Consider the following 15,204-nt stretch of genomic DNA (forward strand, 5'->3'; position numbering starts at 1 on the left):
ATTCGCTCTCACGCAATCTTCGGGCGGTCACCCGCCGTCATGTCGAGGATCCTGGTCGTATAGCAGTCCTCCAGCTTCGGCGCGCCGCTCTTGAACTGGCCGATCTTGTCGTAGACGGAAATCTGTTCGGCAAGCGCGGCCGGATCGAAGCTGCCCCAGCCATCCTTACCGGTTGCTGCGTCGAAGCTCAGCGACAATATGCGCGGCACTGTCTTCAGCTCCACGGCAAGGTCGAGCTGCGGATAGGCCTCCACCGTCAATTTGACCGCCTCCTCGGGATGGTCATGCGTCCAGGCCCAACCCTTGGCGACCGCACGCAACACCTTTGCCAATGTCTCGGCATGGCCGGTCACCGCATCGTCGGTGGCAAAATAGACGTTGGCGTAGGACGGCAGGCCCGTGTCCTTCATTATCAGATCGATGCGGTCTGGGCCGATGATGGAAAGGGCCTGCGTGTTGGTGATCCATCCGGTCACTGCATCGACCTGGCCGGTCATCAGCGGCGTCATGTCGAAGCCGATATTGGTGATGGTCAGGCTCGAGGGATCGATATTGTTCTTCAGCAGAATGGCGTCGAGCACATAACGGGCCGTCGGCTGGATGCCGATGCGCTTACCGACCATATCCGTGACGGTGCGGATCGGTGCCTTCGGCAGCGAATAGAAGGCGAAAGGCGCCATGCGGAAACCGCAAGCGAAGATCTTGATCGGCACGCCGGATGACCTGGCAAGAAGAAGCTGTGCCGAATCCGAGAATTGGCCGAGCTGCGCATCACCCGTGATCACGGGCGGCACCGTTGCCGAATTGGGACCGCCAGGGGAAAACTCAACGTCGAGACCCTCGGCCTCGAACAGACCCTGCTTGACTGCGACGATATCGCCGATCTGTCCATTGCTCATCAGCCAGTCATATTTGATGACGACCTTGGATGCGGCGGCATTCGATTGACGCGGCACGAACACGCTTATCCCTGCCGTCGCTGCAGCAAGGGCAAAGGCTCCGCCCTTCAGGACGGTACGCCTGCCGACCACGATTTGTTTGTCATCCCCGTTCATTTGCTTGTCCTTCCCCTTGTTGGATTGTTGGACGGCTGGCTGGACCGATTGCGCCCGCTATTGCGGGTCGATGTCGCCGGTCGGACCGCCTGCGGCCCACGCATAAATTTCCCAGAGATTATCGTCAGGATCGGCGAAATAGACGCATCGCGCGTTCCAGACATAGTCCTGCGGTGGCGCCTGGAAGAGTACGCCCGCGGTCTTCAGCTCCGCATAGGCAGCATCGACCTGCTCCGGTGAGGCGAGCTCGATGGCCGCGCAGGCCTTGTGCACACCCGGAGGAGCCCGGCGGCTTGAGACACCGGTATTCTCAGCGATATGCGCGATCTCCCAGAGCGCCAGCGTCACGCCCGCCCCTTTGAAATCGGCAAAACCGGGAGCACGACGGCGCGGTTTGAAGCCAAGCCGCTCGACATAGAAGGCCGATGCCTTGTCGATATCCTCGACCAAAAAGCAGATGTCGGTAATCGGATTGGTTTGGGCAAAAGCGGTCATGTGGGCCTCCTGATGGGAAAAGCCTCGCAGACCGCAGCCTCAAGAGATTTCAAATTCGTGCGGTTGTCTTTCGCAAAATTGCTGATTTCGCTCGGCGAGCGCCGACTCAGAGACGAACCGATCGCTGGTATTCCTTCGGCGTCGCCCCCATCAGACGGCGAAAGACGCTGGAAAAATGGGCCTGGCTGGAAAAGCCTGTGGCATAAGCGATGTTTGCCAGCGTCTCCTTGCCGTCGGCGAGGTAAAGCCGCGCCCGCTCGATCCGGCGTTCGAGAACGAAACGATGCGGCGCCAAACCCGCCGCCCGTTTGAATTCCCGGCTGAAATGAAACGGACTCATATGGGCCACCCCGGCCAGCTCCTCCACACTCAGATCGGATTTGCCAAGGAGGTTCTCGATGTAATCGATCACACGCCGGAGATTGTCCGATGTCAGCGGACGATCGCCGGCTTCAGGTTTGGCGCCCAGCAGCTTTACGACGCAACAGGCGAGCGCCATCCCCAGATGCTGCATCAGAAGCGGGTCGGCGTGTCCGGTCTTCTCGGCGGCAAGCGCAAGAGACAGCGCAACCTGCAGCGTTGTCGGATCAGTCGTCGCGCTGAGAGCGTCGCTGTCCCAATGCTCGGGATCGAAGCGAGAGCCGCCAATGCCGCTGTAAAGCGCCGGTGACTGGAAAATCGAGATATAATCCGCCGCATCGCCATCGACTTCAAGGACGGTGGCGGCCGGTTGAAATCCCAGGGTGAACGCATGCCTCTCGACTTTGCGGAATGCCCCGCTTCCAAGGCGGTAGGCATATTTGCCGTGCGCCGTGCGGTTGATCGAAATTCTATGAAGGGAGCCCCTCGACACCATTTGCCCCGCAGCGCTGCGATAGGTCTCGACGATCATGTCGCGTTGAACGAAGGCCTTGTAGCCCCCGAGGGATGGCCGGCTTATTGAGAAAATCTGCGGGTCGATGTCGGGCATTGTTTCATTCTCCCTAGCAGGGGAGAGGCAAGTTGCGCGCCAAGTGAGCGAAGGTTCGCGCTAGATATCAACGTCGCAGCATAAAACCCGACGGTGCCCATTAATTCGTGATTTTACGCCTGCTGTCGCGCCACACGGCACCAGGGCCTGGCAGGAGTTGAGCCTCGGCAAATTTGGTCGCATGCGCAAGAATTATGCAGTGCATGTTTCTTCTTGATCGGCCCGCTCGCGGGAAACCGCAGCCAGAAATGAGCGTTTGCTCCGTCCACTCTTTTCATCGGAGAGCGTCATTTTGGAAATTCCTTTCTCCCCATTCTCATTAGTCTACTTAATTTATAGACATAACTGAATTGGAGAGAATGGTAATGAGCATCGAAAAGTCCGGAAGCGGTCTCGGAAGACGAGATCTGTTGAAACTGTCTGCCGCGGCCGGGGCCGTCGTCGCGGGTGCTGCTCTGGTCGGGCAGCAGCCGGTTTTCGCGGCCGACGAAGAACTGTCGCTGAAAGGCAAGCGCATCGCCATCAGCGCAACCGGCACCGATCACTTCTTCGACCTGCAGGCCTATAATGCCCAGATCGAAGAGGTAAAGCGCCTCGGTGGCGAGCCGATCGCCGTCGATGCCGGACGCAACGACGGCAAGCTGGTCTCGCAATTGCAGACGTTGATTGCCCAGAAGCCGGATGCGATCGTTCAAATCCTCGGCACCCTCAGCGTCATCGATCCCTGGCTGAAGAAGGCGCGCGATGCCGGGATCCCGGTTCTGACCGTCGACGTCGGCTCGACCAATTCGATCAACAACACCACCTCCGACAACTGGGGCATCGGCAAGGACCTGGCGCTGCAGCTCGTCTCCGATATCGGCGGCGAAGGCAATATCGTCGTCTTCAACGGCTTCTACGGCGTGACCCCCTGCGCGATCCGCTACGACCAACTGGTCAATGTCGTCAAATATTTCCCAAAGGTGAAAATCCTCCAGCCGGAATTGCGCGACGTCATCCCGAACACCGTGCAGGACGCCTTCACGCAGATCACGGCGATCCTCAACAAATATCCGGAAAAGGGTTCGATCAAGGCGATCTGGTCGGCCTGGGACATTCCGCAGCTTGGCGCGACCCAGGCTTTGGCTGCCGCCGGGCGGACCGAGATTCGGACCTATGGCGTCGATGGCAGCCCGGAAGTGCTGCAGCTCATCGCCGATCCGAATTCGCCGGCCGGCGCCGATGTCGCCCAGCAGCCGGCAGAAATCGGCCGCACCGCCATCCGCAACGTCGCCAAGATGCTCGCCGGCCAGACGCTGCCGCGCGAGACCTATGTTCCGGCACTGCTCGCCAACAAGACCAATGTCGGCGAAGTCACCAAGAAGCTCGGCATCGGCTGACATTGAACCAGAGCGATCCGGCCGTGTCGGATCGCTCGGAATCTGCCCGCCCGGAGAGATCGACATGACGGCCATTTCGTTGAAGCAGCCGGTGACGGCACGCGACGACATCATCCGCTTTGAAGGCATCGTCAAGCATTTCGGCGGTGCGCAGGCGCTTGCCGGTGCGTCGCTGATCGTCAGGCGCGGCACCATCCACGGTCTCGTCGGCCAGAACGGCGCCGGCAAGTCGACGCTGATCAAGCTACTGGCCGGTCTTCACCAGCCCGATGGCGGCCGGATCGAGATCGAAGGGCGAACATTCGACAGGCTGACACCGCATCTTGCCGAAGAGCTCGGCATCCATTTCATTCACCAGGACCGGCTGCTGGTGCCGACGTTTACTGTCGGCGAAGCCCTGTACCTCGGCCGGGAACCCCGCATTGCGGGCACACCGTTCCTCGACCGGCGACTGATGCAGCGCCGTGCGTCTGACATTCTCAATGACTATTTCGGTATCCGGTTGCCGAACGCCGCCTTGATCGGCGAATTGTCGACTGCCGAAAAACAGATCGTGCAAATCACCCGCGCGCTCCTCAATCAGCCGAAGGTGCTCGTCTTCGACGAGCCGACGGCCGCCTTGGTGCGCCGCGAGGCCGATATCCTCTTCCGGTTGATCCGCCGTCTGCGCGACGAAGGCGTCACCATCATCTATATCTCGCATTACCTGAACGAAATCGAAGAGCTCTGCGACCACGTCACCGTGCTGCGCAATGGGCTGGACGTCGCCTCCGTGCCGATCGGGGAGACCTCAGCCAGCGCGATTGCGCGGCTGATGGTCGAACGTGATATCAAGGAGATGTTTCCAAAGCCGCAAGTGACGCCGGGCGAGGAAATCCTCAAGGTCGAGCAGCTGTCGGCGCCAGGGAAATATAGCGACGTGAGTTTCACGCTTCGACGCGGCGAGGTGCTCGGCCTCACCGGCCTGCTCGGCTCCGGCGCGAAGGAGCTGGTCCGCACTCTCTTCGGTCTGGAGACCCCGACTTCCGGCAATATCGAGATCAGCGGCAAGGCTGCCCGTTTCAACAATCCCACCCAGGCAGCTGGTCGCGAGATCGCCCTGGTGCCGGAAGACCGGCGTCGCCACGGCGTCGCGCTCGACCTCAGCGTCGCGGAAAATATCAGCCTTTCCAGCCTTGGCCGCTTTACGCGTTTCGGCTTTCTCGATCGCAGACGCGAACAGAGAGAAGTGGACGCTCTGATTGCGCGACTGCAGGTGAAGACCAATGGGCGCGATGCCCTGCTACGCACGCTTTCGGGCGGCAACCAGCAGAAGGTGGCCATCGCCAAGTGGCTGAGCCGCCGTTCCGAGGTCTATCTCCTCGACGAGCCGACGGTCGGCGTCGATATCGGCTCCAAGGTCGAAATCTATACGCTGATCGGCGAACTCGCGTCGCGCGGCGCCGGCGTCATCGTGCTGTCTTCGGATCTGCCCGAGCTCGTCGGCATCACCGATCGCATCCTGGTGCTCTTCCGCGGCCGCGTGGTGCGGGAATTCATATCGTCGGAGACCACGGCGGATGCCGTGTTGGCTCAATCGACCGGATCATCCGAGGGACATCGCCATGTCGGCTGAAGTGGAATTCGCGCCTTCCGGTTTTTCCGCTGTGGAACCGCCTCCCCGGCCGGCCGGCAATATTGCGGCTGCGGCATTGCGCTTCGGATCGCTGATCGCTTTCGCCGCCATCCTGATCATCTTCTCGTTGACCGCACCCTATTTCCTCAGCATCGGCAATATCGGCAACGTGCTTGGCCAATCGGCCATCTCGGGCGTGCTTGCCATCGGGCTGACGATCGTGCTGATTGCCGGCGGCTCCAATGTCGTCACCGGTGGCATCGACCTGTCGCTCGCTGCCAATATGGGCCTCAGCGCCGCCGTCTATGCGAGCCTGACGCAACTCGGCTACAGCGATGCAACGGCGATTGCCGCGACAATCTTGACTGGCGCCCTGATCGGCACGGTCAATGCCGTTGCCGTCGTCTATGCCGGTATCGTGCCGCTGCTGGCCACGCTGGCTGTGATGAACGTCGTCGCCGGCCTGGAGTTGGTACTGACCGGCAATACCGTCCTGCCGGCCTCGACGCCCTTCCTATCGGCGCTCTCGGCCTCGGATCCTTTCGGCATCCCGGTTCTTGCCTATGTGCTCCTCGGCTTCACGGCGATCACCACGGCGATCGTGCAATATACCCCGCTCGGCCTGCGTCTCTACGCCGTCGGTGAGTTTCCGGATGCGGCGCGTGCCGCAGGTCTGCCGCTTCGACGGCTGCTGGCCGGCGCCTTCGTCGCCAGCGGCGTCTCCGGTGGCATCGCCGGCATCCTTTCGGTTTCCTATCTGAGCGGCAGCACGACCGGCGCCGGCGAGATGCTGTTGCCCGTCGTCGTGACGGCCCTGCTCGGCTCGGTCTTTTCGCGCCGGCTGGTTCCAACGGTCACGGGGACGCTGCTTTCGGCTCTTTTGGTCGGCTTCCTGGTCAACGGTTTCCAGCTGCTGAATATTTCGAGCACGCTGGTCAGCGGCGTCCAGGGCGTGCTCATTCTCATCGTCGTTTCCGCGACCACGCTGCTGCGCCGACAGGAGGCCTGACCATGTCGCTCCAGACCCCTACCCCCGCCAGCATCGGCCTGCCGCGTCTTATCGCCGGCGGCCTGGTACGCTATGGGCTGATCCTCGCCCTGTTTGCGGTGTTTGCCGCCTTTTCCGTGGCAACGCCGACATTCCTGACGCCTGCGAACCTGCAGAGCATCCTGGTCAACAATTTCACGCTGCTTGCCATCGTCTCCGTCGCCATGACCTTCGCCGTCGCGTCGGGCGGCATCGATCTTTCGGTGGGAACGGCGATGGATTTTGCGAGCTTCGCCTTCGTTTCGCTCGTCCTCGCCGGGCAGCCGGTGGCAGTCGCCGCACTCGCGGGACTGGCCGCCGGAGCATTCGTCGGCGCCTTCAACGCGCTGCTGATATCAGGGATCGGCGTGTCGCCCTTCCTCGCCACGCTCGGCACGCTGTTCATCGGCCGCAGCGTGCAGCAGCTGCTGACCAATGGCGGCAATCCGGTTTATCTGCCGCCGAACGGCGTGCCGGAAGCCTTCCGTTTCCTCGGCCATGGCACGATCGCCGGCTTTCCGGTACCGCTTGCGGCGGCCATCGTCGTCATCGCCGCTGCTGCCATTGTTTTTGCCCGCACGCGTTTCGGCCGCGTCATCCTATCGATCGGCATCCAGCCGGGCGTCGTGCGCTACTCCGGCATCGCCGCGCCGGCCCATGTCGCGGTGACTTTCATCCTGGTCGGGTTGATCGCGGCAATCGCCGGCCTGATCCTGACCGCAACCGTCACCACCTACATCCCCTCCTCTGGCAATGCCTTCCTGCTGAATGCGATCGGCGCGACCTTCATCGGCACGACGCTCAGCCCACTCGGGCGGCCGAATGTCGGCGGGACCGTTCTCGGCGCGCTGTTGCTCAGCATCGTCGCCAATGGGCTGCTGCTGACCGATCTGAACTTCTATTGGCAGCAGGTCGGCACGGGAACGCTGATCTTCGCCGTGCTCGCCCTGAGCTTCATCAACAGAAAGGCCGCCGGCGGCGCTTAAGAGAAGCCGCCACTGCGGTCGTATTTGGGGAAGCTGTTCTACCCCACTGAGGCGTCGGAAATCATTCGCGATACGGCATTCTTCCAGCCGATGATCTTGCCTTGCCGCTCGGTCTCATCCATCGAAGGGCTGAAGCGGCGGTCGCAGGCCCAGGCCTGCGCAAAATCCCGCTTGCCTGGCCAGATGCCGGCTTTCGAGCCGGCAAGCCAGGCTGCGCCCAGCGCCGTCGTCTCGCGGATCGCCGAGCGGTCGACGGGGTTTCCGGTCATGTCGGCCAGGCTCTGCATCGTCCAATCCGAAGCCGCCATGCCGCCATCGACGCGCAACACCGTTTCCAGCTGGTTGACGCCCCAGTCCTTCTTCATCGCCACCAGCAGATCGAGCGTCTGGTAGGCGACGGATTCAAGCACGGCGCGGGCGAATTCCGCCGGGCCGCTGTTTCGCGTCAGACCGAAGATCGCGCCGCGCGCAGCCGGATCCCAATAGGGGGCGCCGAGCCCGGTGAAGGCCGGAACGATGTAGACCTGCTGTCCGGGATCGGCCTTGGCGGCAAGCACGCCTGCCTCGGATGCCTGCCCGATGATGCCGAGGCCGTCGCGCAGCCATTGCACGGCAGCACCGGCGATGAAGATCGAGCCCTCGAGCGCATAGGTCGTCTCGCCGTCGAGTCGATAGGCGATCGTCGTCAGCATCCGGTTGGAGGAGGAAACACGATCCCGGCCTGTGTTCAACAGGGCAAAGCAGCCGGTCCCGTAGGTGGATTTCATCATGCCGGGCTCGAAGCAGGCATTGCCCATCGCCGCCGCCTGCTGGTCGCCGGCGACCCCGAGGATCGGCAGTTCCACGCCGAACAACGCCTTGTCGACGTGGCCGAAATCATCGGCACATTCCCTGACGTCAGGAAGCATGGCGGCCGGAATGCGGAGAATGCCGAGAAGCTCCTCGTCCCAGGCGCCGTCATCGATATTGTAGAGCAGCGTCCTCGATGCATTGGTCGCATCGGTGGCATGCACGCGTCCATCAGTCAAATTGTAGATCAGCCAGCTGTCGATCGTGCCGAAGCAGACGTCGCCCACTTCCGCCTTCTCACGCAGGCCATCGACATTGTCGAGCAGCCAGCGCAGCTTCGTTCCGGAGAAATAAGGGTCGAGCAGCAGCCCGGTCTTGGCGCTGAACAGCTTCTCGTATCCATCGGCTTTCAGGCTCTCGCACATTTCCGCGGTGCGCCTGTCCTGCCAGACGATCGCGCGGTGAAGCGGTGTCCCGGACCCGCGGTCCCAGACGACCGCGGTCTCGCGCTGGTTGGTGATGCCGATCGCGGTGATATCGGAGGCGTCAATACCGGCATCGGCGATCGCCCTGCGCACAGTATCGACGACGGATCGCCAGATTTCGGCGGCGTCGTGCTCCACCCATCCAGGCTGCGGATAATATTGAGTGATCTCCGCTTGCGCCGAGCCGGCCATTTTCATGTCGCCGTCGAAGACGATCGCACGCGAGGAGGTCGTGCCCTGGTCGATTGAAAGAATATAGCCGCTCATATCCGTCTCCGGCTCGCACGAAACCGCTCCGCCTGCAAAGGACAGCAGGAGACCGACGTTTCATGAGAGAAAGATTGTGGGTGCCACCGGCTTGCTGCCGGTGGCAGGAAGTGACGGCCGGAAGCCTCGCTGCTTCCGGCCGGGGTCCGCCTTAGTTGGACTGCCAGCTCTTGACGAGTTCGTCGTAGTTGACGGTAACCGGCTTTTCCTTCTCGTTCTCGATCTTCAGCTGCGGCGCAAGGTTGCCCTTCTTTACCGCATCCGCGTTCCAATAGGCGAGATCATGCTCCTCGGCGAGTTTCGGGCCGATATCGCCCTGCACCTTGGCGCGTTCCAGGCGCTGAAGCACCTTTTCCTGTTCGCCGCACAGCGAGTCCATGGCTGCCTGCGCGGTCTTTGCGCCGGAAGCGGCATCGCCGATCGCCTGCCACCAAAGCTGGGCGAGCTTCGGATAATCAGGAACGTTGGTGCCGGTCGGCGACCACTGGACGCGAGCCGGCGAGCGGTAGAACTCGATCAGGCCGCCGAGCTTCGGAGCACGCTCCGTGAAGCTCTTGTCGCGAATGGTGGATTCGCGGATGAAGGTGAGGCCGACATGGCTCTTCTTCACATCGACCGTCTTCGAGGTGACGAACTGCGCATAGAGCCATGCGGCCTTGGCGCGGTCGTCAGGCGTCGACTTCATCAGCGTCCACGAACCGACGTCCTGATAGCCGAGCTTCATGCCGTCCTTCCAGTAGACACCGTGCGGGCTCGGCGCCATACGCCATTTCGGCGTGCCGTCGTCGTTCATCACCGGCAGGCCGGGCTTGACCATGTCGGCGGTGAAGGCTGTGTACCAGAAGATCTGCTGGGCAACGGCACCCTGCGCCGGAACCGGACCGGATTCGGAGAAGGTCATGCCGCCAGCTTCCGGCGGAGCATAGGATTTGATCCAGTCGAGATACTTCTGGATCGAATAGACCGATGCCGGGCCGTTGGTATCGCCGCCGCGCGCGACGCACGAACCGACAGGACGCGAATTCTCGTCGACCTTGATGCCCCATTCATCGACCGGAAGGCCGTTCGGAAGGCCCTTGTCGCCGTTGCCGGCCATCGACAGCCAGGCATCGGTGAAGCGCCAGCCGAGCGACGGGTCCTTCTTGCCGTAGTCCATATGGCCGAAAACCTTCTTGCCGTTCACGTCGCGGCCGGTGAAGAATTCGGCGATGTCCTCATAGGCCGACCAGTTGACCGGAACGCCGAGATCGTAGCCGTATTTCGCCTTGAAGTCGGCCTTGTTCTTCTCGTCGTTGAACCAGTCGTAGCGGAACCAATAGAGGTTGGCGAACTGCTGGTCGGGCAGCTGATAGAGCTTCTTGTCCGGCGCGGTCGTGAACTTGGTGCCGATGAAGTCGGCGAGGTCGAGGCCCGGATTGGTGACGTCCTTGCCTTCATTCGCCATCCAGTCGGTCAGCGAGCGGGCCTGCTGGTAGCGCCAATGGGTGCCGATCAGGTCGCTGTCGTTGACATAGGCGTCGTAGATATTTTCGCCCGACTGCATCTGCGTCTGCAGCTTTTCGACCACGTCGCCTTCGCCGATGAGGTCGTGGGTGACCTTGATGCCGGTGATCGCGGTGAAGGCGGGCGCCAGCACCTTCGATTCATATTCGTGCGTCGTCAGCGTTTCCGAGACGACCTTGATGTCCATGCCGGCGAAAGGCTTCGCGGCATCGACGAACCACTGCATTTCCTTTTCCTGGTCGGCGCGCGGAAGCGTCGAGAGGTCGCCGACTTCCTTGTCGAGGAAAGTCTTGGCCTCGTCCATGCCGGCATAAGCCGAAGCTGTCATTGCCAGCAGCAAGCCTGCTGTCGTCGTCAATAAGTGCCTTCGCATAATATCCTCCCAGGGTTTGCGATTGCAGTCACGTCTCAGGCGGCCAGTACCCCCGGCCATCTGTCTTCTCCTTGCCGTCACACGTAGCGGAAGACGCCGATGGCGTAGACCACGGAGATAGCAAGAGCCCACCACAGGTTGGGCCCACCGAGCCCAAGCCATGCAAGATGAATGAAAGCGCTGCCCAGCAGCGAAACGAAGAGCCGGTCTCCGCGCGTCGTCTCGAAGCGCAGTACGCCCGTGCGCGGCGAGCCGCCCGGCGAAAGATATTCCCAGACGCCCATGGCGATCAGAAGCGCCAGGATCGTCAGGAAGAACAGCGTCGTCGGCAGTGTCCAGGCCATCCAGGAAAAACTCATAACGGTGTCCTCCTCAAACGCGCCCGAGCGCGAAGCCCTTGGCGATGTAGTTGCGGACGAAATAGATGACGAGCGCGCCCGGAATGATGGTCAGCACGCCGGCAGCCGCGAGCACGCCCCAGTCCATGCCGGAGGCGGAGACCGTCCGCGTCATGATCGCCGAGATCGGCTTTGCCGCAGTCGTCGTCAGCGTGCGGGCAAGCAGCAGCTCGACCCATGAGAACATGAAGCAGAAGAAGCCTGCGACGCCGACGCCGCTGGCGATCAGCGGAATGAAGATCTTGATAAAGAAGCGCGGGAAGGAATAACCGTCGATATAGGCGGTCTCGTCGATCTCCTTCGGCACGCCGGACATGAAACCTTCGAGGATCCAGACGGCGAGCGGCACGTTGAACAGGCAGTGAGCGAGCGCTACCGCGATATGCGTGTCGATCAGGCCGAAGGCCGAATAGAGCTGGAAGAACGGCAGTGCGAAGACCGCCGGCGGCGCCATGCGGTTGGTCAGCAGCCAGAAAAACAGGTGTTTGTCGCCGAGGAAACGGTAGCGCGAGAAGGCATAGGCCGCCGGCAGCGCCGCGGCGACCGAGATCACCGTGTTCATCACCACGTAGATGATCGAGTTGATGTAACCGTTGTACCAGGATGGATCGGTAAAGATGACCGTGTAGTTGCGCAGCGTCGGGCTGGTCGGCCAGAGCGAGAAGGCGCCGGTGATTTCCGAATTCTCCTTGAAGCTCATATTGATGAGCCAGTAGATCGGCAGGATCAGGAAGATGATGTAGATCGTCGGGACGAGCCAGGAGAGGCTGCCTGCGGGTTTGTACTTGTTGGTCATATCTCGCCTCCCTTCAGCCGTTCGCGTCGCTGCTGGTCATCACGGTGTAGAACACCCAGGAGAGCAGCAGGATGATGAGGAAGTAGATGATCGACATCGCCGCCGCCGGGCCGAGATCGAACTGGCCGACCGCCATCTTCACGAGGTCGATGGACAGGAAGGTCGTCGAGTTGCCGGGGCCGCCGCCGGTGACGACGAAGGGTTCGGTATAGATCATGAAACTGTCCATGAAGCGCAGGAGCACGGCGATCAGAAGCACCCGCTTCATCTTCGGCAGCTGGATATAGCGGAAGACGGACCAGCGCGAGGCGCCGTCGATCTTGGCCGCCTGATAATAGGCATCCGGGATCGAGACGAGGCCGGCATAGCAGAGCAGCACGACAAGGCTTGTCCAGTGCCAGACGTCCATGACGATGACGGTGACCCAGGCATCGATCGGATCGCGGACATAATTGTAATCGAGGCCGATCGCTTCCAGCGTATGGCCGAGCAGGCCGATATCGACACGCCCGAAGACCTGCCAGATGGTGCCGACGACATTCCACGGAATGAGCAGCGGCAGCGCCATCAGCACCAGGCAGACGGGAACGCCCGGTCCTGTTTTCGGCATGTTGAGTGCAATGAAAATACCGAGCGGAATTTCCAGCGCCAGAATGATGAAGGAGAAGAACAGATTGCGCTGCAGCGCTTCCCAGAAGCGATCGGAATGCAGGGTCTGCACGAACCAGTCGGTACCGGCCCAGAAGAACTCGTTATTGCCGAACGTATCCTGCACCGAATAGTTGACGACGGTCATCAGCGGGATGACGGCCGAAAACGCCACGAGCAGCAGCACCGGCAGGACCAGAAACCAGGCTTTGTTATTCCACGTCTTCTGCATAGCTCAGGCCTCCCTGCCGACACGCCAGCTGTCGGCGTAGATGCTGATGGCGGACGGATCGAAGGTGACACGGGCGTCGGCCGGGATCTCGGCATCTTCATGCACGACGATCGCGATTGGCTGACCGGCAAAGCGGGCGCGCACGATCTTCTGCCGGCCGATATCCTCGACCTTGCTGATCGTGACCTGCATGCCCTCCCGCCCGAGACGAATGAATTCGGGGCGGATGCCGAGTTCGGTCTTGGCGTTGCCTGATGTCTTCGGCGCGTAATCGAGCGTCAGGGTCTCGTCTCCGACCTTGACGGCGCTGCCTTCGATCCTGGCCGGCATGAAATTCATGCCCGGCGAACCGATGAAATAGCCGACGAAGGTGTGGCTCGGCCGCTCAAAGAGCTCGGCCGGCGTGCCGATCTGGACGATTTGGCCGTCATACATGACGACGACCTTTTCGGCGAAGGTCAGCGCTTCCGTCTGGTCGTGGGTAACATACACCATGGTGAAGCCGAACTGCTTGTGCAGCCGCTTCAGCTGCGAACGCAGTACCCATTTCATATGCGGATCGATGACGGTCAGCGGCTCGTCGAACAGGATGGCGTTGACGTCGTTGCGCACCAGCCCGCGGCCGAGCGAGATCTTCTGCTTCTGGTCGGCGGTCAGGCCCTGCGCCTTGCGCCTGGCCCAGCTGGCAAGGTCGATCATTTCGAGGATGTCGCGGACGCGCCGGTCGACATCCGCCTCTGCCACACCGCGGTTGCGCAGGGGAAAGGCGAGATTGTCGTAGACGGTCATCGTGTCGTAGATGACCGGAAACTGGAAGACCTGGGCGATGTTGCGGCTCTGCGTCGAAAGGTTCGTGACATCCTTGCCGTCGAACAGGATGCGGCCGTGCGAGGGCTGCAGCAGGCCGGAGATGATGTTGAGCAGCGTGGTCTTGCCGCAGCCGGAGGGGCCGAGCAGCGCATAGGCGCCGCCATCGTTCCATTCGTGGTCGACTTCCTTCAGCGAATAATCCTTGTCGGACTTCGGATTGGCGCCGTAGGCGTGGCGGATATGGTCGAGCGTGATGCGTGCCATTGTGCTCTCCTATACCTTTCCGGCCGCAGCGATGGCGCGGCCGTCGCTGCCGAAGGCCATCAGGTGGCGGGTGTCGAGAAAGGCTTCGACCTCCATGTCGGGATCGATGTCGTGAATGCCATGCGCCAGCATCACCCAGCGCACACCGTCATATTCCAGGTGAACGAAGCTCTCCGAGCCGGTAATCTCGGAAACCAGCGTGCGCGCCTGCAGGCGGGCTGCATCGCCGGTCTGCGGCGCAAGGCCGAGATGATGCGGGTGGAAAGCGATGGTAACGGGACCATCCGGCACGACGGCCAGATGCGAGGGAACCGAGATCGTGACCCCGCTCGGACGCGTGAACACATTGCCGGATTTCGTGACGTCGAGGGTGTTCAGCGGCGGATCGGCGAAAATGCCGGCGGTAGCGAGATTGACGGGTCGGCGATAAACCTCGATCGTCGGCCCGAACTGGGTCACCCGGCCCTGGTTCAGCGTTGCCGTATTGCCGCCAAGCAGGAGCGCCTCGGAAGGCTCGGTTGTGGCATAGACGAAGATCGCGCCGGATTGGGCAAAGATCTTCGGCAGTTCCTCGCGCAGTTCCTCGCGCAGCTTGTAGTCGAGATTGGCGAGCGGCTCGTCCATCAGCACGAGGCTGGCATTCTTGACGAGCGCGCGCGCAAGCGCAGTGCGCTGCTGCTGGCCGCCGGACAGATTGAGCGGGGTGCGGTCGAGATAGGGCGTGAGCTTCAGCAACTCAGCCGCCTTGCGCACCTCACTGTCGATCGTGGCGGCATCCTTGCCCGATATACGCATCGGCGAGGCGATGTTGTCGTAGACGGTTAGCGCCGGATAGTTGATGAACTGTTGGTAGACCATGGCGACGTTGCGCTTCTGTACCGGCATGCCGGTGACGTCAGTGCCGTCGAAATGGATGGAGCCGCCTGTGGGGCGGTCAAGCCCCGCCATCAGCCGCATCAGCGACGTTTTACCCGCGAGCGTCGGCCCGAGCAGGACATTAAGCGTGCCCCGCTCGAGAACCAGATCGGTCGGATAGATATGATAGTCCGCGCCCACCATCTTGGCGGCGTTTCGCAGTTCCAGCATTCCGATTCCCGTGCCTCCACGCAGCG

The 15,204-nt window shown here is 61.7% G+C and carries 14 protein-coding genes; 4 read left to right on the plus strand and 10 right to left on the minus strand.

Going from position 1 to position 15,204, the window contains the following annotated elements:
* Nucleotides 1-8: 8 nt before the first annotated feature.
* The 3 genes from CUJ84_RS36225 to CUJ84_RS36235 form a co-directional block, all read right to left on the minus strand.
* Nucleotides 9-1,055, minus strand: a complete 1,047-nt coding sequence (locus CUJ84_RS36225; protein WP_105010237.1) for an ABC transporter substrate-binding protein — start codon at nt 1,053-1,055, stop codon at nt 9-11.
* A gap of 57 nt (nt 1,056-1,112) precedes the next feature.
* Entirely contained in the window at nt 1,113-1,550 is a 438-nt protein-coding gene (locus CUJ84_RS36230; RefSeq protein WP_027687209.1) for a VOC family protein, read from the minus strand.
* Nucleotides 1,551-1,656: 106 nt separating this feature from the next.
* Nucleotides 1,657-2,520 carry an AraC family transcriptional regulator gene (locus tag CUJ84_RS36235; protein WP_105010238.1) on the minus strand — a complete coding sequence of 288 codons (864 nt, stop codon included), beginning with the start codon at nt 2,518-2,520 and terminating at the stop codon, nt 1,657-1,659.
* Nucleotides 2,521-2,885: 365 nt separating this feature from the next.
* On the opposite strand from CUJ84_RS36235, the gene CUJ84_RS36240 reads away from it, so the two are divergent.
* The 4 genes from CUJ84_RS36240 to CUJ84_RS36255 all read left to right on the plus strand — a co-directional run bounded on the left by CUJ84_RS36240 (nt 2,886) and on the right by CUJ84_RS36255 (nt 7,527).
* Complete coding sequence (locus CUJ84_RS36240) at nt 2,886-3,899, plus strand: sugar ABC transporter substrate-binding protein (protein ID WP_105010239.1); 1,014 nt, start codon at nt 2,886-2,888, stop codon at nt 3,897-3,899.
* A gap of 64 nt (nt 3,900-3,963) precedes the next feature.
* Entirely contained in the window at nt 3,964-5,514 is a 1,551-nt protein-coding gene (locus tag CUJ84_RS36245) for a sugar ABC transporter ATP-binding protein (protein ID WP_105010240.1), read from the plus strand.
* The gene (locus CUJ84_RS36250) at nt 5,504-6,523 is read left to right on the plus strand and encodes an ABC transporter permease (RefSeq protein WP_105010241.1); all 1,020 of its coding nucleotides are present in this window, start codon (nt 5,504-5,506) and stop codon (nt 6,521-6,523) included. Before CUJ84_RS36245 ends, CUJ84_RS36250 begins: the two co-directional genes overlap by 11 nt.
* Before the next feature lie 2 nt (nt 6,524-6,525).
* Entirely contained in the window at nt 6,526-7,527 is a 1,002-nt protein-coding gene (locus CUJ84_RS36255) for an ABC transporter permease (protein ID WP_105010242.1), read from the plus strand.
* 38 nt (nt 7,528-7,565) lie between these two features.
* Here CUJ84_RS36255 and glpK read toward each other — a convergent pair whose 3' ends face one another.
* From glpK to CUJ84_RS36290, 7 genes are all read right to left on the minus strand, one after another.
* Nucleotides 7,566-9,068, minus strand: coding sequence for a glycerol kinase GlpK (gene glpK, locus CUJ84_RS36260; RefSeq protein ID WP_105010243.1), 1,503 nt, complete (start codon nt 9,066-9,068; stop codon nt 7,566-7,568).
* A 151-nt stretch (nt 9,069-9,219) separates the two neighbouring features.
* Complete coding sequence (locus CUJ84_RS36265) at nt 9,220-10,944, minus strand: ABC transporter substrate-binding protein (protein WP_105010244.1); 1,725 nt, start codon at nt 10,942-10,944, stop codon at nt 9,220-9,222.
* A 77-nt stretch (nt 10,945-11,021) separates the two neighbouring features.
* Nucleotides 11,022-11,303: a DUF2160 domain-containing protein gene (locus CUJ84_RS36270; RefSeq protein ID WP_105010245.1), complete on the minus strand. Its 282-nt coding sequence runs from the start codon at nt 11,301-11,303 to the stop codon at nt 11,022-11,024.
* A gap of 13 nt (nt 11,304-11,316) precedes the next feature.
* Nucleotides 11,317-12,138, minus strand: coding sequence for a carbohydrate ABC transporter permease (locus CUJ84_RS36275; RefSeq protein ID WP_105010246.1), 822 nt, complete (start codon nt 12,136-12,138; stop codon nt 11,317-11,319).
* Nucleotides 12,139-12,151: 13 nt separating this feature from the next.
* Nucleotides 12,152-13,018: a carbohydrate ABC transporter permease gene (locus tag CUJ84_RS36280; protein ID WP_105010247.1), complete on the minus strand. Its 867-nt coding sequence runs from the start codon at nt 13,016-13,018 to the stop codon at nt 12,152-12,154.
* A 3-nt stretch (nt 13,019-13,021) separates the two neighbouring features.
* A complete protein-coding gene (locus CUJ84_RS36285; RefSeq protein WP_105010248.1) occupies nt 13,022-14,092 on the minus strand; it encodes an ABC transporter ATP-binding protein in 1,071 nt (356 codons plus the stop codon).
* Nucleotides 14,093-14,101: 9 nt separating this feature from the next.
* Nucleotides 14,102-15,178 carry an ABC transporter ATP-binding protein gene (locus CUJ84_RS36290; RefSeq protein ID WP_105010249.1) on the minus strand — a complete coding sequence of 359 codons (1,077 nt, stop codon included), beginning with the start codon at nt 15,176-15,178 and terminating at the stop codon, nt 14,102-14,104.
* Nucleotides 15,179-15,204 lie beyond the last annotated feature (26 nt).

Source organism: Rhizobium leguminosarum (assembly GCF_002953715.1).
GTDB classification, from domain to species: Bacteria; Pseudomonadota; Alphaproteobacteria; order Rhizobiales; family Rhizobiaceae; genus Rhizobium; species Rhizobium leguminosarum_V.